We start from the raw sequence: 26,679 nt of genomic DNA on the forward strand, positions 1-26,679 counted from the left end.
TCGACGCGAAATTGCTTAACTGATCAGCAATATCCACAAGGGGGATTTGCATTTAAGTGGGTGAAATTTGCGGAGTTAATCGCGGCGCGTTGCGTCTCGCAGGACGGAACCCAGTTCCACCTTGCTTTTCACGCCAAGCTGCAAGTAGCAGTTGCGCAGGTAGGTGCGCACCGTCGCCGGGCTTAGGGTCAGGATCTTGGCAATCTCTTTGTAGGAATGCCCAGCGGCGAAGAGCATCGCCGCCGTCCGCTCCCGTGGTGCAAGGACTGTCGCGCGCGACTGCGCTTCAAGCGACAGAATCACATGCTCCGCGTTCGGACTCAGGGTCAGTGCACAACGGCCCAGTCTCATCACGCACGGCGCCTTCGGCAGTTGCGCGATCACCTCCGCCGGCAGCATCGAACCGCTCCAGCCGGGCAATTCGCGCTGTATGGCGGCACACAGGCTGGCGCCCACGTACAGCAAGCTGCCGTCCATGCGCGCCACCCCGAAGTCGGTCGCGCCGTTGCCCGTGTCGATGCGGATCATGTCTTGCACCTGAAACCGCCACAGCTGCAACAGGTGGTCGCAGAACGCCGAAAACAACGCGGCCTCGCTGTCGTTGAACGCGGGAGCATCAATGCCGCGGTAGAGACACACGAAGAACATCAAGCCGCTTTCGGGCAACTCGAAAGTGATGCACATCGGATGGTAGAGATCGTGGCGCCGAGCGAAGGCGTCCACCGCTTCATCGGGGTCGGTGAACCCGCTGTCGCGCACGACCGCACCGGGTTGGCTCAAGGTGTCATGGGAGAATTTGTCGCGGCCCGCACTCTTGTGCCATTCGGCGGCAAACGATTCGGGCAGATTGATTCGCCCGTGCATCCAGCTTTTCGGCGGCGCGTTGCCGGCTGACGCGGACATCTCGCCCCACCACGCCGACGCGAAGGGCACCAACTGGCGGAACGCTTGCAGGCCCTCGGCGATGAACTGCGAGGCGCCGCGCTCCCGAGCCAGTCGCCCCAGGTGCAGCACGCAACGATTGAACGCTTTGAGCGTTGCCATCGACGGCGTCGCGCCGACCTCATCACCCTCCTCCATCGTTCTGATCCTGTTCGCTGTACGACGTATTTTTTTCGACGATGCCATAGGCGCAGCCGTAGCGCCAATGGCTTTTACTCGCCATGCGCCCTGCTATGTCGCGGTCCTCGGTAAAGCGGCGTATGGCGCGTTATCCGGCCAGCGAGAAATTGCCTGGGGCTTCAATCAAAGACCTTCGGCAATGCCCGGGTCTGGGTCCTGCCCAATCCAAGTGGGCGAAATCTCGCGTTCACGCTCGATCAACTGGTTGGCGCGTACCGGCAACTATGGAATGCAGTGAATTAGAGAAACCTGTGGCGAGGGAGCTTGTCGGAACGCCGCACCGTCCCGCTGGGCTGCGTAGCGGCCCCAGTAATGTGACAACAATGCCGATTTTTGTGAGTGCTACGCACTCAAGCGGGAGCAAGCTCCCTCGCCACAAAAGTAGGTTTACCTGATTTACCGCTTCGGCAATGCCCGAACTGATTCATCAGGTTTCGATCACCGAAACTTGCGTTTAGCGGCCTTAAGCTAAGCTAAGAGCAGCTTATTGCACACGATGCTCGCGTCTGCAGGTTTTGGGTTTTTCTGGAGAGCGTCTGCAACAGCTATTTCAGACCGGCCCAACCATTTCACGCAGGACTACGTGATGACCGAGCCCCTCCTCAGTTTTGATCAACTCAAGCGTGCTGCCGCCTCCGGCGAGATCGATACCGTTCTGGTGTGCATGGTCGACATGCAAGGCCGACTGGTCGGCAAGCGATTCCAGGTCGAGTTTTTCATCGACAGCGGCCATGAAGAAACCCACTGCTGCAACTACCTGCTGGCCGACGACATCGACATGGAACCCGTGCCGGGTTACGCCGCTGCCAGTTGGAGCAAGGGCTATGGCGACTTTGTGCTCAAACCCGACATGTCGACGTTGCGCCGAGTGCCCTGGCTTGAGTGCACGGCGCTGGTGCTGTGTGACGTGCTTGATCACCACCATCGGCGCGACTTGCCGCACAGCCCGCGGGCGATCCTGAAAAAGCAGATCGAGCGACTGCGCGAACGCGGCTACACCGGCATGTTCGCGTCGGAACTTGAGTTCTATCTGTTCGACGAGAGCTACGAGGCGATCCACGAGCGCAACTACCACAAGCCAAAGACCGCCGGCCACTACATCGAGGATTACAACATCCTGCAGACCACCCGCGAGGAGCCGGTGCTGCGGGCGATTCGCAAGCATCTGCAAGCGTCCGGCATTCCCGTGGAAAACTCCAAGGGTGAATGGGGCCCAGGCCAGGAAGAGATCAACATCCGTTACGCCGACGCGCTGACCATGGCTGACCACCACGTCATCATCAAGCACGCCTGCAAAGAGATCGCGCAGTTGCAGGGCAAGGCGATCACCTTCATGGCCAAGTGGCGTTACGACGCCGCCGGGTCCAGCAGCCATATCCACAATTCGCTGTGGGACAAGAACGCCAAGAAGCCGCTGTTCTTCGACGCCAAGGCCGAGTTTGGCATGTCGAAACTGATGCGCGCCTGGGTGGCCGGGCAGCTGAAATATGCCAACGACATCACCTGCTTTCTCGCGCCCTATATCAATTCCTACAAGCGTTTTCAGGCCGGTACGTTTGCGCCGACCCGAGCAGTCTGGAGTCGCGACAATCGCACCGCAGGCTTTCGTCTGTGCGCAGAAAGCAGCAAATCCATCCGTATCGAATGTCGCATCGGCGGCGCCGACCTCAACCCTTATCTGGCCTTCGCTGCGTTGATCGCCGCAGGGCTGGCCGGTATCGACGAGAAGCTCACCCTCGTGCCGCCCTTTGAAGGCGATGCCTACGTCGACGAACACTTACCTGAAGTGTCGAAGACCCTGCGCGAAGCCACCGCCGCACTCCAGAGCTCTTCGATGTTGCGCGAAGCGTTCGGTGATGAAGTGATCGACCACTACGTGCACACCGCCGAATGGGAGCAGAAAGAGTACGACCGGCGGATCACCGACTGGGAATTGCAGCGCGGTTTTGAGCGCTATTGAGACCGCCACCATGACTGCAACGATTCAACTCATCTCACCGGTCGATGGCCGGATCTATGTCGAACGTCGCTGTGCCGATGCTGCGCAGATCGAGCAGGCGCTGGTGGCGGCCGCTGCGGCCCAGGCCCAATGGAAGCGCCGACCACTGAGCGAACGCGCCGCTTTTTGCAATGCCGCGGTGGACGCGATGCTGGCCATGAAGGACGAGATTGTCCCGGAACTGGCCTGGCAGATGGGCCGCCCAGTGCGCTTTGGCGCGGGCGAACTGCGCGGTTTCGAAGAGCGCGCCCGGCATATGATCGCCATTGCGCCTGAAGCGTTGGCAGCGGTTGAACCCACGCCTGTCGCCGGTTTTCGACGACATATCAAACGTGAACCGCTCGGTACGGTGCTGGTCGTCGCGCCTTGGAACTACCCTTATCTGACGGCAGTGAACACGATCATTCCGGCACTGATGGCCGGCGACAGCGTCCTCCTCAAACACGCCTCACAAACGCTGCTCGTAGGTGAACGGTTCGCCGAAGCGTTTCGCCGCGCGAATCTGCCCGAAGGCCTGTTCCAGAACCTGCTGCTCGATCATCGTCAGACTGGCGAGATCATCGCCTCCGGCCGCGTGAGCCAAGTGAATTTCACCGGGTCGGTTGACGCCGGCAAGGCCATGGAAACCGCCGCCACGGGCCGCTTCCTCGGCCTCGGCCTGGAACTCGGCGGCAAAGACCCGGCCTACGTCCGCGCAGACGCCAACCTCGAACACGCGGTGGAAAACCTGGTGGACGGCAGCTTCTTCAACTCCGGGCAAAGCTGCTGCGCCATCGAACGGATCTATGTCGATGCAAAAATCTATCCGGCGTTTGTCGAGCGATTCGTCGGACTAACGAATCAATACGTGCTGGGCAATCCATTGGACGAAGCCACCACACTCGGTCCGCTGGTGAATCCCGGCGCGGCTGAATTCGTCCGTGGACAGATCGCCGATGCGCTGGCAAAAGGCGCCAAGGCACTGATTGATCCGAAGACCTTTCCCTTCGATGCACCGGGCAGTGCTTACCTCGCGCCGCAGGTATTGGTCGACGTCACTCATCAAATGTCGGTGATGCGCGAGGAAAGCTTTGGCCCGGTGGTCGGCATCATGCCGGTGGCCGGCGATGACGAAGCCATTGCCTTGATGAACGACAGCGAGTTCGGGCTCAGCGCTTCCATCTGGACGCAAGACCTCGCCGCCGCCGAACGCCTGGGCAACGAGATCGACACCGGCACCGTGTTCATGAACCGCTGCGATTACCTCGACCCAGCTTTGGCCTGGACCGGCGTCAAGAACAGCGGCCGCGGCGTGACGCTGTCGCGCCTGGGTTACGAACACCTGACCCGAGCCAAATCCTTCCATTTGCGCCACGAGATCTGAGCCATGAGCCTGACCGGGAACTGGAACTACCCCACGAGCATTCGCTTCGGTGTCGGCCGCATCAGCGAGCTGGCCGAGGTCTGTCGCAGCCAGGGTATCCAGCGACCGTTGCTGGTCACCGACAGCGGTTTGGCACGTGCGCCAATCACCACGGCAGCGGTTGACGCCCTGCGCGCCGCCGGCCTTGGCGTCGCGCTGTTTTGCGACCTCAAGCCCAATCCGGTCGAAGCCAACCTCGCGGGCGGGCTCGATGCCTGGCGTGCCGGCAAGCACGATGGCGTGGTCGCCTTCGGGGGTGGCAGCGGCCTGGACATGGGCAAACTCATCGCCTTCATGAGCGGCCAGACCCGGCCGGTCTGGGATTTCGAAGACATCGGCGACTACTGGACACGCGCTGACGAAAGCCAAATCGCCCCGGTCATCGCTGTACCGACGACCGCAGGCACGGGTTCGGAAGTCGGCCGCGCGGCGGTGATCATCGACGAGCGCACCCACACCAAACGCATCATCTTCCACCCGAAAATGATGCCGCGCGTCGTCATCAGCGACCCGGTCCTGACCGTCGGCATGCCGGCAAAAATCACTGCAGGCACGGGCATGGATGCGTTGGCGCATTGCCTGGAAGCCTACTGCGCGCCGGGTTTTCACCCGCTGGCCGATGGCATCGCGGTGGAAGGCATGCGCCTGGTGGCCAGCGCCTTGGTGCGGGCCGTCCATACCCCGTCCGACCTTGACGCTCGCGCGCAAATGCTCGCGGCGGCCGCGATGGGCGCTACAGCATTTCAGAAAGGCCTGGGCGGCATGCACGCCCTCTCGCATCCGGTCGGCGCGCTGTACGACACCCACCACGGCATGACCAACGCCACCTTCATGCCCTACGTCTTGCAATTCAATCGCCCGGCCATCGAAGAGCGCATCACGCGGCTGGCGGCTTATCTACGCCTGCCCTCGCCCGGGTTCGACAGTTTTCTGGCTTTCATTCTGAAGCTACGCAAAGACATCGGCGTACCGCATACGCTGGTTGAGCTGGGCGTGGATGATCGGCAGGCAGACTTGATCGCGGACATGGCGATTGTCGATCCTTCTGCCGGCGGCAATCCGCTGCCATTGACCCGGGCCGGCGCGGCAAGCATTTTCGACGCGGCGTATCACGGCCGTATTTAGAGCTGTTGTCTGTCCAAGCATGGACAGGTTGTATCGGTTGGAAAAGGAGCAGTACGACAAGGGGTTGAAAGCCAGACCATCCGGGACCCGGGTGGGTGCGTATCAAAACCTGAAGGGGCACACAACATGAATCCAGCAAGTCAGCCCGGCACGAGCGCGCCGCAAGACGATGACGTCAAGGTGTTGCACAGCATGGGCTACGCCCAGCAGCTCTCGCGACGCATGGGCGTTTTCTCCAACTTTGCCATTTCCTTTTCGATCATCTGCATCCTCTCGGGTGGCATCAACTCACTCGCCCAGGGCACCTCCGGCGCAGGCGGCGCGGCCATCGGCATCGGCTGGCCGATCGGATGCCTGATCTCCGGGGTCTTTGCCATGGCCATGGCGCAGATCTCCTCAGCCTACCCCACCGCTGGCGGCCTCTATCACTGGGGCTCGATTCTCGGTAACCGCTTCACCGGCTGGCTGACGGCCTGGTTCAACCTGTTGGGGCTGGTGACCGTGCTCGGCGCAATCAACGTCGGCACTTACTACTTCTTTTTCGGCGCCTTCGGACCCGGACTGGGGATGGAAGACACCATCACGACACGGATGATCTTTCTGGCGATCCTGACCGGCCTGCAAGCCTTGTGTAACCACCTGGGGATTGGCCTGACCGCGAAGCTCACCGACTTCTCGGGATACCTGATCTTCGCCACGGCCCTCGCGCTGACCATCGTCTGCCTGATCTCGGCACCCAGCTATGAGTTCGCCCGGTTATGGACCTTCGGCAACTATTCCGGCGAAGCGGGCGGCAGCGTCTGGCCACAGGTCTCGAACGGCTGGATCTTCATGCTCGGCCTGCTCTTGCCGATCTACACCATCACCGGTTATGACGCCTCCGCGCACACTTCGGAAGAGACCCGAAACGCCGCCATGTCCGTGCCACGGGGCATGGTCATGTCGGTGGTCTGGTCGTTGCTGTTCGGCTGGGTCATGCTCAGCTCCTTTGTGCTGATGCTGCCGAGCATGGACGAGGCCGCGAAACACGGCTGGACCGTGTTTTTCTGGGCGATGGACACGCAAGTGAACCCGACGGTAAAAACGGCGCTGTACGTGGCCATTTTCATCTCGCAATTCCTCTGCGGGCTGGCGACCGTGACCTCGGTCTCACGCATGATCTTCGCGTTCTCCCGCGACGGCGGCCTGCCCTTCTCCAAAGCACTGGCCTCAGTCTCGCCAACCCTGCGCAGCCCGGTGGCGGCGATCTGGACCGGCGCCACCCTCGCAGTGTTATTCGTGTGGGGCTCGTCGGTGATCTCGATCGGCGAAACACCGGTCTACACCATCGTCGTGTCCTGCACGGTGATCTTCCTGTTCTTCTCCTTCGTCATCCCCATCGTGCTCGGCCTGTTTGCCTACGGGACGTCGAAGTGGCCGACCATGGGACCGTGGAACATGGGCCGCTTCTGGTACACCGTGTTCGCCCTCCTCTCAATCCTCTCGATGGTGATCATCTTCATCATCGGCATCCAGCCACCGAACGATTGGGCGCTGTACATCACCATCGGCTTCCTGGTGCTGACGGCCATCGTCTGGTTCGGCTTCGAAGCCCGCCGCTTCCAGGGCCCGCCGATGGGGGATTTGATCGTCAAGCGCCAGGCTGAAATCGCTGCGGCGGAAGAGGCGCTAAACAAACGCGCGGGCGGTTGATACCACCGAGCAATTTCTGCCGTAACGCGGTTCTATGTAGCAGCTGGCGAAGCCTGCGTTCGGCTGCGCAGCAGTCGTAAAATCAGACGATGCGGTGTTTCAGGAAGACCGCAAACTCAGGTTTCACGACTGCTTCGCAGCCGAACGCAGGCTCCGCCAGCTGCTACAAAATTGCGTCACCGCAGAAATTGCTTACTAATCAGAATTAGGCGCAAAGCGCCCCGTTTGTATGAAAACAGATAGACCAAACGATAAATAACCTGTGGCGAGGGAGCTTGCTCCCGCTGGCCTGCGCAGCAGGCCCATCTGATAGGCCCGCTCCACTATCCAGTGAATAGCAAACCTCCTCGCCACATAACAGCAACTACTTAGACGGCTCAACCTTATCCAACACCCGATTCGCCGCAACCTCCGCCACCATGATGCTGTTCGAAATGCCTAACAAGGCATAACGCGACTCTCCCTCCAAATGATCCACCAACTGATGGACCATCACATCCACCGACGCTAGCGTCTCGACCAAAAAAACCGCCAGGGTTTCGGCCGTGGCTTCTGGGTCCACGGAAAACAGCTTGCTGGATGTACGCGGGGTGGCTTTGATATCGGCGTTTGATGGGAAGTGGAAATCGAGGGCGCGTTCGGCGGCGTCGTTGAGTTTTTTTGAATCGGGTTCGTATGGGGAAACTGGATCAGTGTCTGGTGGATTCGGTGTGGCCTTAAACATATTTCTGTCTCCAACATATGGAGCCGTCACCGAACGCTGCTAAACGTAGGGTGGCAGCTGTGTGCAGGTTAGCAGACCGGCGGAGACGAAATCCGGCGCGCCCGAGGGCGCCCTGCGCACAGCTACCATAAAGTGCAGGCATGAAATGACCCGACTGTCTGGATGCAGATACGCTTCGTCACGACGGGCTGCTAAACCCGATCACTGAAGGGCAGTGACACGAATCAAGTTACCGAGCGACCCCAAAGCGCACAAGCCGGCGGATTCTGGTGCAGTCGTAGGCAACGGCGCAAGGTTTTGTAGCTTTCAGGACGTAACCTTGAGGGGGGTTTAAACATGCGTCCTCAAGGGTTGTTGAAAACGCTGAAACGCACTTCCTACAGCGGCTGAAAGCTTCGAAAAATACAGGACGCCACTGACGTGATTACGAGAATGAGAATCGCAACTGTGTCAGCCGCATGGTCTCTTGAATCAGCCTGCTATCGGCCAAAAGCAGACTGTAGACACGTAGCCGCTGATGTCTCTACGCTGGTCGATCTAGTGACAGCACAGCGCTAAAAGGAGCAGTGATTTTGGAAGTTGCCATTGATCGAGATAGCGTTCATGCGGGAGATGATCTGGAAAGCCATGCGACATCGATCAAACTCGATCCATCAGCAACGCTGCGTGCCTTAATCGAAGTGATACAAGGTATGCGCTACCTACCTGATATAAATGGAGGCAAGGCTACTTGGATTATTTGTTCATCTGACAAACCAATAGGCATTTTAGCGCAGCAATGGCCAGAACCTAAACTAACCGTGCCCCCCGAAAGCATCGTAGGTCAATATTTCGGAAATACCGTACCTAGCCTTCTGTTCAGATATTGGTGCCAGGCAGACCCAGACCAGGTCTTTTCGCATATCAAGGCCAGAAAGAGCCACGATCACGATTTTAGGAGTGGCGGGTAGCATTTCTGTTGCATCGACCGGTTGGATCCACAGTCGATTGCGGCCCTTCGCGACAGGCAATCGACCCAAAGCTGTCTCTCAGAGAGCTAAAACTGAGATTGTCACTCGTCAAACAGAAGCCAGCCATGGCAAATGCCGTCAAAGTCTTTTGCCATAAAAAATAATTCAAGTTCCTCTGGGTCAAATTTTTTGTACAGCCAATGCCCAGGAACAGGGCCTCTCGTTATCACGTATTCCAAGCGGTACTTTTGAACAGCTACAGATCTGAAGGAGGCTGAATTCAACTCAAATCTGTCACCTTGCTTGAGCGCCCATAGCTTTCCAACAAGGCTATCATCAAGTATCACCTCCTCAGCTGTCTCCATCAGATGCCGTGTATGAAGTTTTTTTTGAAGCCTAACGCTTCTGGCCATGGATCAACCTACCTATAAACAGTCCGAGCATCGGCATAATAATACTGGAACGCGGAGATGACCGCTTAGGGTCGATTACTGCCCATCGCGACGGGCAGAAATCGGCAAGAAGCGGTCTCTCGACAATACTCAGGGAAGAACCATGCAACCATCACTCAATCGGATAATGCCCGATTTAAGATACTGCCGGCGCTCAAAAACGTTTTCACACAGCCTCGGCCGAAATCAGTCAGTCGTGCGATTTGTATAGCCCTATGAGCGGGAGGCGTCGGCTACGGAAAGCTACCAGTGCGATCGACGTTAGCTCTGCTGAGGATGAGAAGGTTTATGGCAAATTCAGGGCATCCATAGACCGCCTCGGGCCCTGCACAGCGTGAAATTTGCGCCTATTTATTGGCTTACGGCCATTAACTATAGCAAATAGTTCCATTGATTCTAATGTATCGATATTGGTGGACTAATATCAACCCAACGAGCAAATAAGATTTGAATATATTCGTGTGATATTGATTTATCGGTAGACATTATGGTAGTGCGACCCAAATAAGTATTAATCGTTCCAGGCAAAGCCGTTGTTGGTAGGCTGACGAGGCTGGCAATGGATTCTAATATTTTTATGAATATATTGGATGCGAGCGCTGATGCGGACGTAATTAATGCCTCCGTATGTTTATCTTCACCAAAAAAGAATATTTGGTAGAGTTTTTTGTCGATCATGAAGATCAAGTAATTTCCACTGTGTTCAATAGTCATGGAGGATCTTTCAATCATGTACGGAAAGACTCTGGCCAGGCTGGGTGGCTTTTCCGTTATCGCATTTTTCCTCAGCGCAGGCAGCTGCGTCGCTGGAGATGATGTAGAAAACAGGCTCAGGGCTGTCGTGGACGCGGCTATCCGACCGGTTATGCAAGAGTATGGCATTCCTGGCATGGCGGTGGCCGTAACACTCCATGGGAAGCAGTATTACTTTAACTACGGCGTTATCTCCATGGAGGAAGGTAGGCCGAAGGTCACCGAGGAGACAATTTTCGAGATCGGCTCGATTAGTAAAATCTTCACGGCGACCCTCGCATCCTACGTGCAGGAAATCGGAAAGCTTTCCCTGTCTGATCCCGCAAGCCAATACCTGCCTTCGCTGCGTGGCAGCAGTCTCGACAACATCAGCCTGCTCGATCTTGGAACCTACACGGCCGGCGGTCTGCCGCTGCGGTTTCCGGGCGATGTGGACAGTCGCGAAACAATGATCGGTTATTTCAAAAACTGGCAACCGAACTATGCCGCCGGAACAATGAGGCTCTACTCGAACCCGAGCATCGGTCTGCTCGGCTTTCTGACCGCCGAGAGCATGGGGGAGCCTTTCGAAGATCTACTGGAAAAGAGGCTGTTTCCGATGCTCGGCCTGAAGCAAAGTTACGTCAGGGTCCCTCAAGCGCAGATGAGTCATTACGCGTACGGCTATAGCAAAGAGGGCGTACCGTCCAGGATGGTCCCAGGTGTTCTGTATGCCGAGGGTTATGGCGTGACATCCAGCTCGGCGGACATGATTCATTTCGTCGAGGCAAACATGCAGGAGGTGGATCTGGATGAGCCACTGCAACGTGCGATCACTGCAACGCATACAGGCTACTACAGGGTCGCAGATATGACGCAAGGCTTGGGATGGGAGTTTTACCCATATCCAATAGAGCTCGACCGCTTGCTCGCGGGCAACTCGTACCCAATGATCCTTGAGGCCCATGAAATTACCCGGCTCAACCCTCCGCTGCCACCGCAGGGTAACGTGCTCATTAACAAGCCAGGCATGACGGACGGTTTCGGCGCTTACGTGGCCTTTGTTCCAGCCAAGGGCATGGGCATCGTGACGCTGGCGAACAAGAACTATCCCCTCCCTGCGAAGGTGAAAGCCGCCCATGAAGTATTGACGGCCCTGGATACTCGGATTGGATCGAGTGCACGTCAGTGAGCGCTTGAAACTCTATGCGCCTTAGCGAGGTGGCCTGGATGGGATTGGTGGGCAATGTATTTTTTGTCCACCCGATTCAGCGACTAACCGCAATGGGGCGATTGCAGCCCTTCATGACAGGCAGCAATCGGCCTAGGCTGTGTAAAAACGTTTTTCAGCGCGATTGGAGCCCAGTGTTGGACTGAAAATCGCGTTTCTACGCAAAATCCAGATCGGCTGAGCAGCCGATAATTTTCAGATTTCGCATAGACTCGCAAACTTCAATTTTGACGAAGCGTTTTTACACACTCTGGGCCAGAAGCAGACATTCGAAAATCGTGCGCTCGCAGCCGTGTTATGGTCAGAAATCGAAAAGTAAAGCATGGAAATCAAACATGGATTTGGTTCGGCTCGCACCTGCGGCATACCACACAACGGACAGCTACTGGCACCTTCTAAAAGCAGAGGATGGCTCAATATATGTTCTCGTCGAGTGTGAAGCGTCTTTTGTGAGTTACGAATGCCTGATCAAGCTCAACGACGAGGAACTGCGTGACTACCATGGCTTGGGATGGCTGTCCATTCAGCACCTGGCTAACCGAATCAATTACTTTGTCGATGATTACAACGGTCGACGAATTACGGGACCTTTGCGCGAAGAAGCCATTCAGGCATCGAAGCACTAGTGCTCGTCAGTCCGCAACTGGTTGACGACTAAGGGTCGCAAGCACTCATTCACCTTGGTGACAGCAGCCTTAAGCATCAATCATGGTGGAATTTCACCATGAGCGCGTCGCACGTCACCGATACAGTCCCCCAATCTCCGGAAAGCAAGTAGTTGCGGCCGTCCGCCACGAACGTGTCTATGTTCCCCAAATCAACCTCGCCGTCTGCATCTACTGAAACAAGATCGCTTCTCTTCTGCCAGCTCACGCACTCCGTTTCACGGAACAGAATTTCGGCCCTTCGATAGCAGTAGCGTTCACCTGCGCTTGGTTTTTTATAAAACGGGTGCGACTCAAGAAGCACCAAATCCATTGCAAATACCAAGGTTGACTCTCCCTCTTCGATCGCGAGCACGTAGCTATCTTCGAGGTAAATTTCGGTCAGACAGGCTTGTTCGTCGTAATGCATAAGTCTCACGCATTCAGTATGAAGTTACGATTGTTGATGCCGCAGAACACAACGGTCAACTTTCGGCTCATCGCCGCGTAGCAACCAGCAGGCTGCCAATCGCATTAGGGTGCTATGGGTCGGTAGCTGCCCTTCGCCACAGGCAGCTACCGGCCCAGAGTGTGTAAAAAAGCTGCGCCAAAATTGAAGTGTGCGCGTCTACGTTAAATCTGAAATTTATCGGCACGTCAGCAGATGTGGATTTCGCGTAGAAGCGCGATTTTCAGTCCGGTTTTGAGCACCTGTCGCGCTCAAAAACGTTTTTACACAGCCTCGGCCAGAAGCGGTCATTCAAAAAACAAAAAATGTGGCGAACCAACCAAGAACTCGCCCTCGAATAAATTTTTCATCTCACACAGAACGCTTTTACTGAAAATCGACCCACTTAAAAAGCGGCCCCTTCAATATGGTAGACCTTCGGTTCTTCCGAGAAATATTCCTCCAGGCCCAGCATGAACATCCGATGGTCTTCACTCTCTTCGAAGCCCGGCGTGTGATCCTCAAGTGAAGCCCAGCGCACGATCAGGTTGAATTGCTCCGGGGTTTCGATCCCTTGGGCCAGCATGTGGCCGCCGTAACCTTTTGCGCGCGTGAGCAACGGAGCGACCTCGGCAAATGCACGTTTGAACATTTCAATGCGTTCGTTGTGAACCGGGAGCTGAGCGATTTCGTAAATCATGGTTGTTCCTCGACAATGACTTGAATAGTTAAAAAGTCCGCACTTACGGGATGAGCGACGGCTCGACAGCAATCGCGATTTTTCCCCGAAGACCGTTGTTGGGGCTTTCCAGCCGCGCATGGGCGAGCGCAAGGTCGGCCAGTGAATAGACGGCGCCAACGTGCGGGCGCAGCTGACCGCGCTCTACCAACGTGCGCAACTCATCCAGCTTGCCGCGGTTTTGTCGGGTGAAAACGAAGTGATAACTCGCGTTCTTGCCCCAGGCCTGAACGAGGTTCTGTGGCTGGGCAATGTCCACGATCGAGACCACCCGGCCTAGTTGGGCGAGCACGTCGGGGCTGCGCGACAACGTGTTGCCGCCGACGGTGTCGAACACCACATCGACTCCGCGGCCATCTGTTTCCCGATTGATGGCGTCGACGTAATCCTCCTTTTCGTAGTCGATGATCACATCGGCACCCATGCTTCGTGCGAACTCAACGTTTGCTTCGCGCACGGTCGTGAAGACCCGCGCTCCAATGGCTTTTGCCAACTGGATTGCTACATGACCTACGCCTCCCGCGCCGCCGTGTATCAGAATGCTTTCGCCCACTTTGAGCGCCGCTCGCACGGTCAGTGCTTCCCACGCCGTTCCGCCGACGAGGCTCAGGCTTGCGGCCTCCAGATGGCTCAGCGCGGCAGGCTTCTTCCCGACAATGCTTTGGGCTGCAACGTGGTACTCGGCATAACTTCCCGGGCCGTCAAATATTTGCGGGGTGTACCAGACTTCGTCGCCGGGAGCGAAAGCCGTCACACCCGGGCCGACTTCCTCGACAACGCCAGATACGTCGTGACCGGTGATCGCCGGAAGTGGCACCAGGTCGGAGTAGTCGCCGCGTCGGACCTGATAATCCAAAGGATTGATGGAGGTAGCGTGTACCCGGACCAGGACTTGTCCCGTGGCCGGTACTGGCTTGGGCACGTCGCGGAGCTCGAACGATTCCGGGCCGCCAAATGATTTAAGTATCATCGCTTTCATTATAAATCCTCGTATCGACAAAATGGGATATCGAGAAATATCGATATCATGTGGTAAAAAATTTAGAGATCTTTCCCTATGATCTCCGCCAGCGCACTGATGGTTGCTTCATTGCGCTTGTAGTAGGTCCACTGACCGATGCGCCTGACTTCAACCAGGCCCACTCGATGCAGAGTCGCAAGGTAGCCAGACACCGTTGACTGCGACAGTCCGATGCCTTCTTGAATACTACTGACGCAGACGCCCACCGTGAGAACGTCACCTTCATCCTGAGGAGGGAAGTTCTTTGCGGGATCCTTCAGACCTTTCAAGATTTGAAGGCGCACAGGATTTGAGAGTGCTTTGAATATTTCGAGTAGGTCCATGAGTGGATAATATCGAGATTTACCGATATGTCAATACGTGAATTGGCGCCTTGAAGGTGGCCCGCCGCAGGGAGTCGCAATTCAATTCGGTTTAGACAAGCCGCTTGTGCGATAGCTTGTCCACCTCGTGTCATTTATAGCCCTTCGCGTGAGCCCACGCAGCTTCAAAACATGACAATTTCTAGCTGCTCGTTCCTGTCGACGCTACACGCTTGAGTATATGCGCGAACTTGGTTGTATCGACGTTGCTCACACCACCCGCATGAAAATTCTGAATATGTGGACTGTACTCATGATGTTTTTTGCGTGCCTCAGTTGACGACCACTCCTCGACAAAGACAAACAGTCCGGGCTCATTCTGATCTTCAAAAAGTTCATAACTGATATTGCCATCTTCATTTCGCGAGGGCTCCACAAGAACTGAAAGATCACGGCGCAACTGGTCTTCCTTATCTGGCTTGGCTTTAAGTCCGACAACGACAAATAATTCACTCATTCTTATCTTTTCCTTCAGAGTTGCGGCGGAAGTACTGGCTACCGCCGACATGATCAGACGATAGCTGGACAGTTACTTTTCGGCTTGGTCATTGACTTTTTCGGGATTGAAGCCGTCGAAGTTGTCGAAGACACCCATGAACCCAGGGACAGTTGTCTCGCGTGCCCAGTCGCGCTGAAGCTCGCAGTACATTTGCACACGGCTAATGAGTTTCACGCCAGCCTGCTCCATGCGGCGCAGCGCTGCCTCGTGCGCGGCAACTGATGTGCCGCCGACCGCATCGACCGGTACGTATACTTCGTAGCCTTCCCGGATCGCGTCCAAGGCAGGGAACGTTAGGCAGGCCTCGGTCCAGAGCGCGGTCATGATCAGCTTGCGGCGGCCCAGCGCTTTGACTGCCTGCTTGAATTCGCTGTCCTCCCAGCTATTGATCGAGGTGCGGTCGTAGGTAGGCAAGTGGCCAAGCACGTCTTGCAGTTGCTGAATAGGCGGCTTGTTGCGACCGGTGCCGACGTTGACGGTCGAGTGGATGATGGGGAGATTGAAGTTAACCGCCGCCTTGGCGACGTTTGTGATGTTGAACACCAGTTCCTCGCGCGACATCGAGCGGATCGAGGACACCTGGACCGGCTGGTAGTCGATGATGATAAAAGCCGAGTTATCGGGCGTCAGGAGTTGGTCGGTGTGGGGGTTGCGGATCGTTTCGCTTGTCATAAGTGGTCCTCTTTATGGATGTGATCCACGCGTGCAATTGGGCTGGATATCGCACGCGCTCAGGCGACAATCACGAACCTGACACTGCTGCGAGTAAGGGGCGGGCCGTTAACAAGCCTTGCGTCAGCGGCGTCGTTGCCTGTGAGCAGCATATTGCTGTTCCCTCAAGCGCACCGGTAGTAGCATTGCTCGACTAGCTGTGTCGCGATAAGGGGAACGCCGAATTGGATATCGAAGAGCTACGGACATTTGTAGAGGTTGCCGATGCCGGTGGCGTTTCGCCTGCTGCGCTTCGGCTTGGAGTATCCAAGTCGATCGTCAGCCGCAGGCTGGCGCGCCTGGAAACGGAGCTTGGAGTACAGCTGCTGACACGGTCCACCCGTGGCGCGGCGCTGACAGAAGCCGGTGCTACATTCCGCGAACACGCCGCCAAGGTGTGTGCCGAGATTGAGTTAGCGCGGGAAGCGATTCTGCCCGCGGGCCCCCTGCGTGGTCGCCTGCGCGTTGCCGCACCGCTGTCTTTCGGACCGACGCATTTCGCCCCGGTGGTGGCAGAGATGGCGCGGCGACACCCACAGCTGAATATCCAGACCTGCTATAGCGATCGCTTTGTAGATCTCATTGCCGAGGGATACGACTGTGGCATACGGGTTGGATACCTTCCTGACTCCAACCTTATCGGCAGACGTGTGGGCCCGATCGTAGTCCAACTGGTCGCGAGTCCTGGCTATATAAAGGCCTATGGCTCACCACAACGGCCGGAGGAAATGTCCTCCCATCAAGCCCTGATGCAGAGCACGGAAGCCTGGCAGTTTATGGATGGCGGCAAGGTTATTTCGGTTCGCCCTCAGGGGCGATTCAAGGCCGACAACGGCGTCGCGCTAGTTGCCGCCGCCGTAGCAGGGCTGGGGGTCGCTTACTTGCCTGACAGCCTCACCCATGACAGCCTTGCCTCGGGGGCACTGGTGCCAATTATGACGAGTTATCCACCGCCTCCCGCTGGAGCATATTTAGTCCGTCCTCCTGGTCAGCATCCCGCGCGAAAGATCCGTGTTCTTACCGAACTCCTGATCGAGTATTTCGGAAAGTCTCCACACTTTGCGGGGCCCACCTCTACCTTACCCTCCGAGTCTGCTCCATGACTGCTTCTGGCCGATTACTGCCTTTCGTGAAGGGCAGCAACCGACCCAGGCTGTGTGAAAACGCGCTAAATACCTCGAAAAGTGAGAGTCGCGAGGGTTGCCTATGGAATCAGCTGGCGGAAGCGCGAATTAGCTTAGTCAGTGACATAGAAGTTCGTAATGCCGTTTGGGCCGCGTCAGCGGCCCAAACGGCTACTAACTGGCGAGCCAAACGGCTGGATTCACGCCCTGATCGCCTCAAGCAGTCCTGCGATGCCGAAGATGCTCATCATTCGTTTGAGGTTGTAGGCGAGTACATGAAGGCTCATCTCAGTGCTCACCCTCGGCAGGGTTTTGGTCAGGAAGTGGGTACTTCCCATCCAGTACTTGAGCGTTCCAAAAGGATGTTCAACGGTCTGTCGACGAACCCTCATCATCGCTGGATCATGTTCTAGCCGAACCTGCATCGCGTCGATTACTGACTCATGTTCCCAGCGCTTCACACGGCGCTCCTTACCCGTCGTACATTGCTTTTGCATTGAGCAGGACTGGCAGCCCGAGAAGTAGTAACAATGCAATAACATGCCGTCTTCCATCGACGAATGCCGCCTGGTGAGTAACTGCCCCGCAGGGCATCGATACTCGTCCGACGCAATAAGATAGATGAAATCCTGTTTGCCGAATCTGCCTTCGGCTTTGCTGCCAGATGTGAGGGGTTTCGGTACGAAAGTAGTGATGCCGGCTTGCTCGCAAGCAAGGATTTCCAGACCTTTGTAATAGCCTCGGTCGGCAACCACCGTTAGCGATTCAGCCTCCATTTCTTCACGCGCTTGGTTCGCCATATTGCTCAGTTGCCCACGATCATTACCGACGTTGGTCACCTCATGGGCAATGATCAGATGGTGTTTGTCGTCGACAGCTGTTTGTACGTTGTAGCCAACCGTTCCGGTGCCTCGGCCGCTCGTGGCCATTGAGCGTGCATCTGGATCGGTAAGAGAGATTTGCTGGTCTGGACTTTCGTGGAGCTGCGCCTCGATGTCCTTGAGTTTCTGCATCTGCTTTTTCAGTGTTTCTATCTTTTCTTTAAGCCGCTCTGCTTTTGCCTCGGCCACTTCGGGCGTTGCCCGATCCGCCGAATCCATCGCCGCCAGATATCGATCAATGCTCTGCTCGATCTGCTGCATGCGTGCCTTCACCTTGCCCTGAGTGAAGTTGCGGTCGCGATTATTGACGGCTTTGAATTTGCTGCCGTCGATGGCGATGATCGATTGGGAGAAGAGATTGAGGTTGCGACAAAGAACTACGAACTGGCGGCATACGCTGCGAATGGCTTTGCCGTTGTCTTTGCGAAAGTCGGCAATGGTTTTGAAGTCCGGAGCCAAACGCCCCGTTAGCCACATCAACTCGACGTTGCGCTCGGCCTCTCGCTCAAGTCGGCGGCTGGATTGAATCCGATTGAGATAGCCGTAGATATAGATCTTCAGCAACACCGCTGGGTGATAGGCCGGACGACCCGTTGCAGCAGGATGAACACCTTCAAACCCAAGTGGACCCAGGTCGAGTTCATCGACGAAAACATCGACCACGCGCACTGGATTTTCTTCGGCTACGTAATCGTCCAGACACTCCGGCAGCAAGGTGACTTGCGTCCGAGCCTCACCTTCAATAAATCGCTTCATGATCGCCCCCGCTACGATCTCGACGATCAGAAGATTAGACAATTGCGGGAGTTTTCACCGGGTCTGGTCGACTGCTGGCTGTCATGAAAAGCCGTTTCGATCTAAACAACCCCCGTCATCGTCTCTAGAGCGATGATCGGTCGACACCTTGTACAATCTCGCTTGTTACAAAACCCACCCCGCAATGATCGCAATAAAACCCATCAACCAGCTGCTCCAGTGGCGCTGCTTTCAGAAGGGCAGTCTTGCATTCATCAACTGCTAGCTGATCCAAGCGTTGATAGCCTGCTTTTTCTTCCCCATTGAAGCGTTTTTTTGGGCTTGCTGCCCCTATCAAAATTCCCTTTGGTCTGACGTGTTGGACTGATCCACAGCGGGGGCAGGATTCCATAGGGTTATGGTTCATGGCATGACCTGATTTGAGAGGGGCGAGAGTAATGATACCGATGAACTCTAGAAATCCTTTAACCAATGTCGTAAGAACTGACTTCCAGAGTAGTGAAGATGATTCCGAATATCTACGGACTTCACGTAGAGTCGCCCCGTCCCTATCGATGCTGACGTTTTCACACAGCCTGGACCCATAGCGGCCTGTCAGCAGGTAGCAGGTGAAATCCGCTGATCGGAAGCTAGAGAGCATCCGTCATCAAGCTATTTTCAATATGCCTCACCTTCATCGCCTTCAACACTGGCTGCGAGTGCTTTCGCAATTTCCTTGGCCTTTATGATTGCCGCATCGCTGTAGACGAAGGAAATCATCCCCCTGCGATAATCAAAGAGATACTGTTGCTGTGTTAGTGGAGACGTCCAAGTTGCTGAATTTTTCCCGCTGGAAACAATGGTTTCACCGGTGACGGGATTTCTTCGAGCAAACTCGTTTACTAGCTTCATTGATGGATCACTTGCGCAAAGTGATTGCCATTCTTCAAGAGCTATTTCCATCGGTCTGACAATATGAATTTCGTAGGCCATAGGTGTGCTAGCTCCTGACTTTTGGCTGTATGTGAAGAGTTTTTGAGACACCTGAATGTCAGTGACGGCTGAGGCTAGCGACTGACAGCAGAGGTGTCCAGTGACTCCTTCTGGCCGAAAGCATCTGTTCGCAACCCACCGCTTCCACCCCAGAGCGCTCCCCCTGGCCAACCGTTCTGCCAAATTGCGCGGGCACTGAAACTGCTCCAGCAGTTTTTTTGTTGAGCTGCCGCACTTCTCCCACCACGATTCTACAAACGACCTTCTTTGTAGCTAGACGACTGAATAAACTCCGCTATCAGCGACGCAACCTGCTGCTGAATCACCCCACGCGGGCGGGCGCTGTCGCCATCCCGGCAAATGATGCCATCTCCTGGTACGTCTTCTTCAAGCAGTACTTCTGCGCCAGGTTTGCACACCGACAAGAAGCTGAAATGGCTTGCGTCGCTGATTTCGACGTAACGGCTTGTCGCCGGAGGCAGGCGTTTGGCCAGGTTGGCAGACTCCAATTCAGCAGGAAGCTCGCGCGACGGCACACCGGCAGCGATCACCAGCGTCGGTACAGTAAGCGCGGCCAGGCTTTCATCGGTCATGCCCCGTGAAAGGCCCAAGTCTAATGTAACCACGGCAGTCACGCGTTTATCGCGCAAGTCGGCGGTCAACGCGGCCTTTGATTCCGAGGTGCTTGCGGGGTTTATCTTTGCATAGACGGTGCAACTTGATAACTGCGGGTGCGCTTTGCAGTCTTGGGCGAAGCGGTCTGGATCGAAGCGAGCACCGCCGATTTCCAGGGCGGTCCAGCCGCCGAGTGAATGGCCTACCACGGCAATTCGGCCATTGGCGACCAAGCCGAATTTTTCGGGTTGAGTCGTGACGCTATCAATGGCTCGGCGCACATCAACGGGTCGCTGCCATAACTGCGCCGCAGCTTGAGGGCTACGGTCATGAGTGGTGGTGCCAAGGTGATTGATTGCGGCGACGATATAACCCCTTTGAGCCAGAGCACTGGCAAGCCAGATCTGGTTGCTCCAGTTACCCCTGTACCCGTGGGAGAGCACCAACAATGGATGTTTGCCAGCAGCGGGCGGCGCGTCACGAACGGCAGACGCCCCGACGAACACCACATCATCGCCAATCATTTGCGTGGCTGCGGTAGTTGCGCTTGGGTACCAGACGACCATCTCCAGTGAGCGGTCATTCTGCGAGTCAGGCAGTGTGGACGATTGGAAGCCGACAGGGTTCTCGTCAGCGAGTGCGATGGTCGTCAGCCAGCTCAACAACAGCGCGCAGAAAGCTATTTTCAATGTCGTTTCTTCCTTGATTAGACAAGTGCATGGCAACTGAACGCGCCGTCAGGCGCATCCTTCTTCGTAGGGAGTCGAAGCTAATGTGGCTGCATGTACGCACGGACATTAAAGTCCATATTCGAACCGCCGCGCATAACTTTCATCGTTAGCGCTATTCGCGGTCTTTAATGAGAAGGCTGAACGGCCGATTTTGGCTGTGGATTCAACCGGTCGATGCAACAGGCAAAAACAGGTTTGGGTTACCGCTTACTCCCTGATCGCATCCATACAAGCGAAAAGGGGGCAATTTATCTCCGGAAAAATAAATCCGTCCCGTTTTTTGGTGTTCTACGTCCCCTTTTTTCTAAATCGGACTCAAGGATCTTCAGTAAAGAAGGAGACATTGATGTAGAAGAACTTTATCTCTGACCACGAATCCCGTTTATCTACGGGCGTTTCCTCGGACCCCATACCCAGCATGTACCCTAGGTGTGTATTTTTATCACGATAAAAATAAGGTGTTGAATCCCAGCCGCAACAGATGTGCTGAAGTTTTGGTAGGCCGAAGCTTTCACTCATGTACTGTTCAGCTTCGAGTGCATCTGTGCCTTTTACGCGATAACGAGCAACGAAAGGTTTTCCCTGTGTGTCTTTGTCTTGAATGCATTCTAGAAGCTCTACAAACTCAGGCTTATCGCTGAGTTTCGCGAGGAAATCCTCGCAGCGCGGTTCCGCCTTCGCGCAGCCGGCCAAGACAGGCAACACTACGAAGAAAAGCCCAAGGATTAGCCTTTTCATTCACTTCTCCACGACCAAGATGCCAATATACTTTCCTTTACCTTCTTTCATACGCTTATCAATCAAGTAGTCGTAAATATCATTCCACTTCAGTAGCTCGTAAAAGGTAACGCAGCCTTCAGATAAATGGCCGATGTGGACGTACCGACTGCTGTTGCCGGTTGTGCCTTCGACTTCAATAGGGAACCAGACGTCATTACAGCGAACTTTTCCAGGGTGGGCGGCCTTGTAACCAGCTGTAGAAATATTGGCATGAGACTGATCGGGAGCCATGATCCGATGAGTGCCTGGCGGGAGCGGTGTATATTGGCCTCCCCAAACACTATTTAGTGTCACTCTGGCAGTTTTACCATCGAAACTTGCGATGGCCCATTGTTGTTTGTTCGTATCGCCTCTGATTTCGGAACGCACCGACACAGGACTTCCACTGTATTTGACCTTCACGACAGCAGGCGCTTTTGGAGCAACACTTGACAGATATTTCTCAGCGTTTTGGGTGCCCATGCTGGCCTCTTCTCCCACATGCGAGCTATTGCCGTCAGCCACTTTGAAGTAAGTGCGGCCGCCTTTTTCTCTAAGCAGAGTTACTTTTGTGAATTCACAGAGATAGGCATCGTCGCCACTTGGTTCAAGCCGAATTCTCAACCAGCCGTTATCATCAGGTCGCCTCGAGTATTTAGTAACGACAGTGACTTGGTGGCTGCTTCCTTGCTGATTATTTGAGCTTGTTCGATTATTCGTGAGTACTGGCATTCTTCAGTGTCCATTTAGAAGTTTGGCGTCAAGCGAGGTCATCCGGTTCCAGATGCAGTTCTTCAATGATCGAGGTTGGTATGCGCTGAGTTTTTCCTAATTCGTTCGTCAAGCCTCTGAAAACTTTTCCCGAAGCGGTGGTTACCTTGTAGGCAAAATCGGCCACAGGTTCACCTTCTGTATCGAGCAAGGTGAATTGCTCATCGAATCCAATTGAAATCGGGACAATCGGCGTAAATGTCGCACCACCACCGCTGTTGCCAATGATGACGGTTCCAGATCCGCCCGTTACTGCGTTGCCATGATTACCAAGACTTCCAACAACAACCGCCGGCAAGCCGTTGATCAGTACGCTGGTAATGACGTTGTTCGCGATCTGGCTTCCACAGGCTGTGGGGTCTGTTTGTCTGGCTGCGCTCAAGCCATCAAAAAATACGTCTGGCGAACCGCTGGTAATAGGGTTCGTGCCATGACCCGGTAGTGGGCAAGCTGTAGGGTCAGACACCCGCGCTGCAGGTTTACCACTCATATGAAGCTCCTTAATTGACGTGGTTTTGATAAGAGCCGGCCGTGCTTCCAAAGCACCAACGGCAATCGACTGGGTCGAATAATGCTACTTGATCCCAACTGCTTGTTTCGTCTTCATGGGTTGACATTACACCTATGGCTTCACTCGTGTGCCAATGCATCTCCTTTGGGCGAGTAATATCCAGGAGGTTGAGGAATGAGTTGTAGTCGGCAAGTTGTAATAGGTTATAGATCCCTCCCAATTTACGCGGAAGTTCATCACCCCAATTTAAATAGTACCCCTCGCCCCAACCACGCACATCGATGCGGGTAAACCACCCCATGGGCACGAGCTGTTTGTTTTGAACTAAAAGCCGACGGCTTTTTGCGGCAAAACCAAGGCAAATATGAAGGTTTAAACCGCCTTGCTGCTCCGCCAAAAGGCCAGGGCAAAAAAAATTGGAGAGGGGGTGAGCTTCAAGATTAGAATTTTGTGCTGCGAGCTCTGCGTCAAGTCGCGAGACAAAAACCCGAACTACAGAGATGCCATTGGATGTCGTTGTACAGCTCACCTCTTGGTACTGACCATCTCTGTTTTTTCTGGTCAAGCCATAGAGACGGATTGAAGATTTAAAGGTAGAGGACTGATGCATCCATGCTCCAGAAAATAATAACAAGGCACCAAAAAAACGAGAGGAAAAACCTGCAATTGACTCAGTCTATTGAGCTCAATATAAAAGCATTTCTGATATGCCTGTGGGACATGCCCCTCAGCCTGCTTAGCTCAAGCCCACTCATGCTGATACTCGTCAGATTGTCAGGTAAGGATAAGTTTGTCGATGGTAAGCGTCTGGGCATTCCGTTTTGTGTAACTAATCCGGTTACCACCGATGCGGCAGCAGCCCCCTGATTTCACTTGCCCACTGCGTGGGCGGGCGAGTAGGGACGTCTTTCAAAAAACCATCGCAATAGGCAACTATGGTTCTAAAACAGACCGTCCTGACGGGCCGCTTTTTGCCGATTGTCGCCCTTCGTAATCGACAGCAATCTGCCAAAAACTATCCGGTAGAGTTAGGTAGCGCCTGCCCCCTCCGAGCGGACACCAGATTTGTCTTCTCATGGCTCACACAAAAAAGTAGAAGCCACCCCTTCCGTACCACGCCACCTGGCAACCAAAAAAGAATCAGCCCACCGCTTCACTCCTCAACGCATCCATACAACCCCTGCCGCCGATCCCGGTGCAAATCATTACGCGCACTAATCCGCTTATTCCGCGCCTCAGCAAGGTTAAGTGTCGCCAACAAAATCTGCTCACCCCCCTGCTCCGCCGGCCCGGCCAACGGGTAACCATCCGGATCAACAATCACCGCCCCCTGCACCCAACCAAACCCGCGCTCATGCCCATGCCGATCACACGCGGCAATGAACATCCGGTTCACCGACGCACTGGCCTGAACCCGAACCAATTCCGCCGGACGTTCGGTCGGTGGCCGTGCTCCATCGGGCCAGTTGACCGGCGCGCAAAGAAGGTCAGCGCCGGCCAGTGCCGGCAGTCGCACCCATTCAGAAAAACTCCAGATCGTAGCAAATCAACATGTCGATCCGTCCATGGACCGTTTCGACCACCGGCGGCGCGGTGGCTTTTAACCTTGACTCGAGACCGGCTAATGGGCGTCCCTTTTTTCGTTAGCCGGTCCCGGGTAACGAAGGGAACGCGTTGTCAGGCGTATTCAACGGAATGTTCCATTTAAAAATTGTCTGCCTCGGGCGCACGGAAGGCCTTGCTGTAATAGCCGGACTGGTCGAAACAACACACCTGCTTCTTGCCGGTTGCAAGCATATCGCAGGCATCACCAATTCGCTTTTCGCGCGTCTTGAGTTGCTTGGCTGAAGTCAACCAGTGGATCCAGTCTACTCGTGCGAGGGTCGTTGTATTATTCCAAACTTTACGAGCCTCAGGATTGGCTGCCAGTGCTGCCTCAAAATCTGCCGGGAGGTCAGGCTCGGGTTCCTTCTTCACAGGGGTTAGCTCGAGTGAAACGACATCCCCAACGGCCACACCTGCGGCGTCGAGCAACTCGCTACTGACCTTCAGCCAATGGCTCAGTTGACCATCGGGCTCAAGGGTTGCCTGGAAAGGGTGCCCATTGATTGTGCCTTCAACTGTCGTCCTTCCTCGCCTCGGAAGCGGTTCACTCGCGTCTCTTGGCAGTACGGCGAACGCCCACGACGTATCATTACCGGGCTTTGCCGGACGAAGAAGCTTTGCTTCGAATCGGGATTTCACATCGATTGTTGTCATTGCGCCTCCAACTGATAAGCCTGACTGGCGCCATCACCATCGCGTTTAAATGCGACAGTGATGACGCCGAGATGAGCGCTTAGTTAACCATCACCTCGTCCAGTGCCTGCTCGAGGGTGCTGACCGTGCGCTCGATATTGTGCAGCTTTTCGAGTCCGAACAGACCGATACGGAAGGTCTGGAAGTCGGCTGGCTCGTCGCATTGCAACGGTACTCCGGCGGCGATCTGCAGGCCGTGGTTGGCAAATTTCTTACCGCTTTTGATGTCGGCATCATCGGTGTAGCTCACCACTACGCCAGGGGCCTGAAAGCCGGCTGCGGCCACGCTTTTGATGCCTTTGCCGGTCAACATTGCGCGCACCCGATCGCCCAGAGCCTGTTGTTCGCCGCGGACCTTGTCGAAACCGTAGGCTTGCGTCTCTTTCATCACTTCGTTAAATCGCGCGAGGGAATCGCTGGGCATGGTCGCATGGTAGGCATGTCCGCCCTGTTCGTAGGCCTGCATGATCTGAAGCCACTTTTTCAGGTCGCAGGCGAAGCTGCTGCTTTGCGTCTGTTCGATGCGCTCGAGGGCCAAAGAACTGAACATGACCAGGGCGCAACAAGGGGAGGCGCTCCAGCCTTTCTGCGGTGCGCTGATCAGCAGGTCGACCGCGCATTTCTGCATATCAACCCAAAGCGTGCCTGAGGCGATGCAGTCCAGCACGAACAGGCCACCCACCGCATGCACGGCGTCGCCGACGGCCCGCAGGTAGTCGTCGGGCAGGATAATTCCTGATGAGGTTTCAACGTGGGGGGCGAAGACAATCTGCGGCTTCTGCGCCTGAATGGCTGCCAGCACTTCGTCCAGAGGGGCTGGGGCGTAGGCAGCCTGGCGACCCGTGTCGACCGGTCGGGCTTTCAGCACCGTGGTGGCCGCCGGGATGTTGCCCATCTCAAGGATCTGGCTCCAGCGATAACTGAACCAGCCGTTGCGTATAACCAGGCATTGCTGGTCGGTGGCAAACTGTCGCGCCACCGCTTCCATGCCAAATGTGCCGCTGCCCGGGACCACCGCAACAGCCTGGGCGTTGTAGACCTGTTTCAGGGTTCTGGAAATGTTCTTCATCACGCCTTGAAATGACTGCGACATGTGGTTGAGCGAACGGTCGGTGTAGACCACCGAGTACTCGACCAACCCCTCGGGATCGACACTGGGATATAGCTTTGACATGGGTGACTCCTTTGGCAGAGATGTCAGTGGTATCGACCCTGCCCTAAGCCTTGGCAAATGACAAGATTGCTCGGGATTGAATGGCGACTTCTGTCGAGCGGCGGGCATCATCAGGGCGATTACTGGACGCAGCAATGCTCGCAGGTGGCTGCTGAGTTTGGGAGGGAGGGACGTAACGAAAAGGGGGCGGATTTATTTCCGAACGAAAAGGGGACAAATTTATTTCGGGAAAAT

26 protein-coding genes and 2 pseudogenes are annotated in these 26,679 nt (G+C 55.5%); 9 read left to right on the plus strand and 19 right to left on the minus strand.

Annotated elements, in window-relative coordinates; genetic code table 11:
- Nucleotides 1–75: 75 nt before the first annotated feature.
- Complete coding sequence (locus ACA070_RS19550) at nucleotides 76–1,080, minus strand: helix-turn-helix transcriptional regulator (protein WP_497447969.1); 1,005 nt, start codon at nucleotides 1,078–1,080, stop codon at nucleotides 76–78.
- Between the two features lie 76 nt (nucleotides 1,081–1,156).
- On the opposite strand from ACA070_RS19550, the pseudogene ACA070_RS19555 reads away from it, so the two are divergent.
- The 5 genes and pseudogenes from ACA070_RS19555 to ACA070_RS19575 form a co-directional block, all read left to right on the plus strand.
- A pseudogene (locus ACA070_RS19555) lies at nucleotides 1,157–1,365 on the plus strand (uracil-DNA glycosylase family protein); the annotation flags it as partial.
- Nucleotides 1,366–1,708: 343 nt separating this feature from the next.
- Nucleotides 1,709–3,082 carry a glutamine synthetase family protein gene (locus ACA070_RS19560; RefSeq protein WP_497447970.1) on the plus strand — a complete coding sequence of 458 codons (1,374 nt, stop codon included), beginning with the start codon at nucleotides 1,709–1,711 and terminating at the stop codon, nucleotides 3,080–3,082.
- A gap of 10 nt (nucleotides 3,083–3,092) precedes the next feature.
- Nucleotides 3,093–4,484, plus strand: a complete 1,392-nt coding sequence (locus ACA070_RS19565; protein ID WP_497447971.1) for an aldehyde dehydrogenase family protein — start codon at nucleotides 3,093–3,095, stop codon at nucleotides 4,482–4,484.
- A gap of 3 nt (nucleotides 4,485–4,487) precedes the next feature.
- Nucleotides 4,488–5,648 carry an iron-containing alcohol dehydrogenase gene (locus ACA070_RS19570; RefSeq protein WP_497447972.1) on the plus strand — a complete coding sequence of 387 codons (1,161 nt, stop codon included), beginning with the start codon at nucleotides 4,488–4,490 and terminating at the stop codon, nucleotides 5,646–5,648.
- Between the two features lie 126 nt (nucleotides 5,649–5,774).
- Complete coding sequence (locus ACA070_RS19575; RefSeq protein ID WP_497447973.1) at nucleotides 5,775–7,340, plus strand: amino acid permease; 1,566 nt, start codon at nucleotides 5,775–5,777, stop codon at nucleotides 7,338–7,340.
- A 364-nt stretch (nucleotides 7,341–7,704) separates the two neighbouring features.
- On the opposite strand, the gene ACA070_RS19580 is transcribed toward ACA070_RS19575, so the two are convergent.
- The gene (locus ACA070_RS19580) at nucleotides 7,705–8,064 is read right to left on the minus strand and encodes a DUF6124 family protein (RefSeq protein ID WP_497447974.1); all 360 of its coding nucleotides are present in this window, start codon (nucleotides 8,062–8,064) and stop codon (nucleotides 7,705–7,707) included.
- Nucleotides 8,065–8,630: 566 nt separating this feature from the next.
- On the opposite strand from ACA070_RS19580, the gene ACA070_RS19585 reads away from it, so the two are divergent.
- On the plus strand, nucleotides 8,631–9,014 hold the full coding sequence (locus ACA070_RS19585; protein ID WP_497447975.1) for a hypothetical protein: 384 nt from the start codon (nucleotides 8,631–8,633) through the stop codon (nucleotides 9,012–9,014).
- Nucleotides 9,015–9,115: 101 nt separating this feature from the next.
- Here the strand turns inward: ACA070_RS19585 and ACA070_RS19590 are convergent, their stop codons facing one another.
- Nucleotides 9,116–9,427: a hypothetical protein gene (locus ACA070_RS19590; RefSeq protein WP_497447976.1), complete on the minus strand. Its 312-nt coding sequence runs from the start codon at nucleotides 9,425–9,427 to the stop codon at nucleotides 9,116–9,118.
- A gap of 769 nt (nucleotides 9,428–10,196) precedes the next feature.
- Here ACA070_RS19590 and ampC point away from each other — a divergent pair.
- Both ampC and ACA070_RS19600 read left to right on the plus strand, forming a co-directional pair.
- A complete protein-coding gene (ampC, locus tag ACA070_RS19595; protein WP_497447977.1) occupies nucleotides 10,197–11,390 on the plus strand; it encodes a class C beta-lactamase in 1,194 nt (397 codons plus the stop codon).
- Nucleotides 11,391–11,878: 488 nt separating this feature from the next.
- Entirely contained in the window at nucleotides 11,879–12,055 is a 177-nt protein-coding gene (locus tag ACA070_RS19600; RefSeq protein ID WP_497447978.1) for a hypothetical protein, read from the plus strand.
- A 76-nt stretch (nucleotides 12,056–12,131) separates the two neighbouring features.
- Here ACA070_RS19600 and ACA070_RS19605 read toward each other — a convergent pair whose 3' ends face one another.
- The 6 genes from ACA070_RS19605 to ACA070_RS19630 all read right to left on the minus strand — a co-directional run bounded on the left by ACA070_RS19605 (nucleotide 12,132) and on the right by ACA070_RS19630 (nucleotide 15,814).
- Nucleotides 12,132–12,503 (minus strand): hypothetical protein, encoded by a 372-nt coding sequence (locus tag ACA070_RS19605; RefSeq protein ID WP_497447979.1) that lies wholly within the window; start codon nucleotides 12,501–12,503, stop codon nucleotides 12,132–12,134.
- A 424-nt stretch (nucleotides 12,504–12,927) separates the two neighbouring features.
- A complete protein-coding gene (locus ACA070_RS19610) occupies nucleotides 12,928–13,221 on the minus strand; it encodes an antibiotic biosynthesis monooxygenase family protein (protein ID WP_497447980.1) in 294 nt (97 codons plus the stop codon).
- Nucleotides 13,222–13,264: 43 nt separating this feature from the next.
- Entirely contained in the window at nucleotides 13,265–14,239 is a 975-nt protein-coding gene (locus tag ACA070_RS19615) for a zinc-dependent alcohol dehydrogenase family protein (protein WP_497447981.1), read from the minus strand.
- A 62-nt stretch (nucleotides 14,240–14,301) separates the two neighbouring features.
- The gene (locus ACA070_RS19620; protein ID WP_497447982.1) at nucleotides 14,302–14,604 is read right to left on the minus strand and encodes an ArsR/SmtB family transcription factor; all 303 of its coding nucleotides are present in this window, start codon (nucleotides 14,602–14,604) and stop codon (nucleotides 14,302–14,304) included.
- A gap of 181 nt (nucleotides 14,605–14,785) precedes the next feature.
- Complete coding sequence (locus tag ACA070_RS19625) at nucleotides 14,786–15,100, minus strand: putative quinol monooxygenase (RefSeq protein WP_497447983.1); 315 nt, start codon at nucleotides 15,098–15,100, stop codon at nucleotides 14,786–14,788.
- Between the two features lie 72 nt (nucleotides 15,101–15,172).
- Nucleotides 15,173–15,814: a hydrolase gene (locus ACA070_RS19630; RefSeq protein ID WP_497447984.1), complete on the minus strand. Its 642-nt coding sequence runs from the start codon at nucleotides 15,812–15,814 to the stop codon at nucleotides 15,173–15,175.
- A gap of 224 nt (nucleotides 15,815–16,038) precedes the next feature.
- On the opposite strand from ACA070_RS19630, the gene ACA070_RS19635 reads away from it, so the two are divergent.
- On the plus strand, nucleotides 16,039–16,956 hold the full coding sequence (locus ACA070_RS19635; RefSeq protein WP_497447985.1) for a LysR family transcriptional regulator: 918 nt from the start codon (nucleotides 16,039–16,041) through the stop codon (nucleotides 16,954–16,956).
- A gap of 221 nt (nucleotides 16,957–17,177) precedes the next feature.
- Here the strand turns inward: ACA070_RS19635 and ACA070_RS19640 are convergent, their stop codons facing one another.
- The 10 genes and pseudogenes from ACA070_RS19640 to ACA070_RS19685 form a co-directional block, all read right to left on the minus strand.
- Entirely contained in the window at nucleotides 17,178–18,614 is a 1,437-nt protein-coding gene (locus ACA070_RS19640) for an IS1182 family transposase (protein ID WP_497447883.1), read from the minus strand.
- Between the two features lie 657 nt (nucleotides 18,615–19,271).
- Nucleotides 19,272–19,586, minus strand: coding sequence for a hypothetical protein (locus ACA070_RS19645; RefSeq protein WP_497447986.1), 315 nt, complete (start codon nucleotides 19,584–19,586; stop codon nucleotides 19,272–19,274).
- A gap of 251 nt (nucleotides 19,587–19,837) precedes the next feature.
- Nucleotides 19,838–20,890 (minus strand): alpha/beta hydrolase family protein, encoded by a 1,053-nt coding sequence (locus ACA070_RS19650; protein ID WP_497447987.1) that lies wholly within the window; start codon nucleotides 20,888–20,890, stop codon nucleotides 19,838–19,840.
- Between the two features lie 357 nt (nucleotides 20,891–21,247).
- Nucleotides 21,248–21,670, minus strand: coding sequence for a DUF4952 domain-containing protein (locus ACA070_RS19655; protein WP_497447988.1), 423 nt, complete (start codon nucleotides 21,668–21,670; stop codon nucleotides 21,248–21,250).
- Nucleotides 21,671–22,423, minus strand: a complete 753-nt coding sequence (locus ACA070_RS19660) for a hypothetical protein (RefSeq protein WP_497447989.1) — start codon at nucleotides 22,421–22,423, stop codon at nucleotides 21,671–21,673.
- 28 nt (nucleotides 22,424–22,451) lie between these two features.
- Entirely contained in the window at nucleotides 22,452–22,952 is a 501-nt protein-coding gene (locus tag ACA070_RS19665) for a PAAR domain-containing protein (RefSeq protein WP_497447990.1), read from the minus strand.
- A gap of 10 nt (nucleotides 22,953–22,962) precedes the next feature.
- Entirely contained in the window at nucleotides 22,963–23,583 is a 621-nt protein-coding gene (locus ACA070_RS19670) for a hypothetical protein (protein ID WP_497447991.1), read from the minus strand.
- A 543-nt stretch (nucleotides 23,584–24,126) separates the two neighbouring features.
- Nucleotides 24,127–24,565: pseudogene (locus ACA070_RS19675) on the minus strand (nitrilase-related carbon-nitrogen hydrolase); the annotation flags it as partial.
- Nucleotides 24,566–24,677: 112 nt separating this feature from the next.
- A complete protein-coding gene (locus tag ACA070_RS19680) occupies nucleotides 24,678–25,232 on the minus strand; it encodes a YdeI/OmpD-associated family protein (RefSeq protein WP_497447992.1) in 555 nt (184 codons plus the stop codon).
- A gap of 79 nt (nucleotides 25,233–25,311) precedes the next feature.
- A complete protein-coding gene (locus tag ACA070_RS19685) occupies nucleotides 25,312–26,445 on the minus strand; it encodes an aminotransferase class V-fold PLP-dependent enzyme (RefSeq protein WP_497447993.1) in 1,134 nt (377 codons plus the stop codon).
- Nucleotides 26,446–26,679: the final 234 nt, after the last annotated feature.

The organism is Pseudomonas sp. LBUM1678, from assembly GCF_059695575.1.